The sequence below is a fragment of the Pedobacter sp. ASV28 genome (genome assembly GCF_016428855.1).
Classification (GTDB): domain Bacteria; phylum Bacteroidota; class Bacteroidia; order Sphingobacteriales; family Sphingobacteriaceae; genus Pedobacter.
This window is the reverse complement of the sequence record NZ_JAELTN010000123.1, coordinates 1-2,384: the sequence shown is the minus strand read 5'-3', so window position 1 is coordinate 2,384 and position 2,384 is coordinate 1. Positions and strand designations below refer to the sequence as shown.

The window sequence follows — 2,384 nt, the reverse complement described above, 5'->3', positions numbered from 1 at the left end:
CCACTAACTAAATAATTTACGGCATACATTGCCTGTTCGGAAGTATATAGGCCATCCACATTTAAATTTGCTGGATTATTAATACCACTGGCATAGATAAAGTTTTCCGCATCCTTATCAAAGTCTACCAAATAGTTTGCTCCGTCTAAATATATATTCGCCATTAGATATTGTATTTTTGTTTGATGTAAGATTGGACTTTTCTTATTTCATCATCTAATAATGCTCTATTCCAATACATATATTCATAAAGTCTATAATCTGTTAAAGATGTAAGATTCTGACTATTTATACCTGCACCAAAATTGATATTCATCAATGATGTAGCATTAGTAGTAATAGAACTCATATTACCGCCTTTTATCATCTTTGAATGAGTAAATGTTGTATTAATACCTGATGGATGTATTGTAGGATGAAATCTAACAATCCCTATAGGATTAAACCCAATGAAATCTCTATCTACATTAGGGTTAAATCCATTATTCTCATCTCTACCTATTACAATATTACTTTGTCTAGATGTTACTGTACCTTCCATATTAGGTAAAATATCTTTATTTATTCTTAAATATGGGAAATTAGAAAAACCTCCATCTGTATAAAAAGTACCTCCTACACCAACATTAATAAGTGTAATATCTGACTTAGTTCCAATATTTACTGGAATAACCCCTACTGTTTCATTAGAAGGCTGTGCAATACCCATACCATTTACACAAGTACTATCCAACCAACATGATGGATTTAAATTCTTAATTATCTTCTGTAAATCGTTCATTACGCCCTCCCTAAAATTCGCTGTGCAGTGTAAATGTTATGTGAAAAAGTAGCTATTCTATCTTTATTAATAGAATTAACTATTAATGTTAAGGACTGCCTGTTGTTAGACCACCTATTTATTAACCCTCCATCATTTAATCCTAACAAAGCTATATTTAATGAAGATTGATTAGTAAAAGTTCTATTTATAGTAGCTATCAACGCTGTATTTTTATATAAATCTATTATACTGTTATTGGCATTGAATGCTGTAAAGCCGATGTTATTCAACGTTGATGAAATCACAGTATTTCCTATGTTACTATTATTTACTATTATAGAATTATCAGACCATCTAGTTACTAAACCAAAGCCTAAAGTACCAATATCCCAAGAAGCACTTGCATTATTTGTATTTATATATGTACCTAGAAACACGTTATTTCCAATTGCATTTGGTTTTAAATTAGTATCACCATATCCTGTACTCCCATCTCCCTGTACTCCCAAATTATTATGCGTAACTTCTCCAAGCCAATCAATTCTAAATTGAGCAGGATTTAAAAAATTAAAACTATGACTTGTTGCGTTTGCTCCTACAAAAGGGTATACCGCACCACTAGTCATACCTGCTTCCTTACAGGCACTATCAATATGGTTTAAATACAGTAAATTATCAGGAGAATTTTTGATATTCCCACTTACATCTGCTGCATCTATGAAATTCGATACCCTATTACTAAAATCTAATACTACCATACTCTTTTATAAATATCATCTTATTGTACTTCTACCCAAATAGGCATTAACAAATTCCAGTAGGTTATTTAATTTCCTTCTTTCTGAAATGGTTAATATCCTATTAAACAATCCCATACAATTCTGTTCTGTATTTGTATTAAAATGAAAACCATTAAAATAATATGAAAAATATAATTGTGTTGGAACTGTATTTGATGGAAATGGTTGTAATAGACCACCAACACCAACAGAATATTCCTGATTCAAAACAGTTCTTCCACTTGAATGTATTGTATTCAAAGCACCTTTAAAAGGTGCTTGGGTAGAATTTGTTGATGTACCAAATCTCCAGTTATCTGATGTTGTATACCATTTATGTAAGGTATTATCAATATTACCCCAACCAACAACTGTCTTGATACTATTATCGAAGCCATAATATAAATAAGAGCTGAACGTACTACCTTCAATATAACCACTACTAAAACTAATATTGTTAGTTGCTGCACCAATTATACCTTTTGTTGTAGCACTAAATGCTGTTACACCCGATACATTAGTTAGTTTATTTGATGGATTTTTTAAACAACTCTCAACTGTTGATATAGTACCTCCAATACATGGGAACAAACATACGTTAGCATCCCAAGCACTGGTAATTTGACCCACATCCTTAATAGCTTTCAAGCCTGCTACTAAATGCTGTATAGCTTGTCTAGCTTGAAAAGCAATATATAAACCATCTACATTTAGATTAGCATCATTGTTCAAACCTGCTGCATCTATAAAATTCTCAGTTTCCTTATCATAGGTCTGGTGTAGCCAACCTTTACTTATCATTCCGTGCATTATATGTTGTATTTAAGTTTAAGATAGGTTTG

General features: G+C 31.5%; 3 protein-coding genes. All 3 read right to left on the bottom strand.

Annotated elements, in window-relative coordinates; all coding sequences use genetic code 11:
- Positions 1-163 precede the first annotated feature (163 nt).
- The 3 genes from JHD79_RS22415 to JHD79_RS22405 are packed head-to-tail and all read right to left on the bottom strand — an operon-like array spanning position 164 to position 2,343.
- Complete coding sequence (locus tag JHD79_RS22415; protein ID WP_199121585.1) at positions 164-781, bottom strand: hypothetical protein; 618 nt, start codon at positions 779-781, stop codon at positions 164-166.
- Positions 781-1,521: a hypothetical protein gene (locus tag JHD79_RS22410; protein WP_199121584.1), complete on the bottom strand. Its 741-nt coding sequence runs from the start codon at positions 1,519-1,521 to the stop codon at positions 781-783. Before JHD79_RS22410 ends, JHD79_RS22415 begins: the two co-directional genes overlap by 1 nt.
- Before the next feature lie 15 nt (positions 1,522-1,536).
- Complete coding sequence (locus JHD79_RS22405) at positions 1,537-2,343, bottom strand: hypothetical protein (RefSeq protein ID WP_199121583.1); 807 nt, start codon at positions 2,341-2,343, stop codon at positions 1,537-1,539.
- Positions 2,344-2,384: the final 41 nt, after the last annotated feature.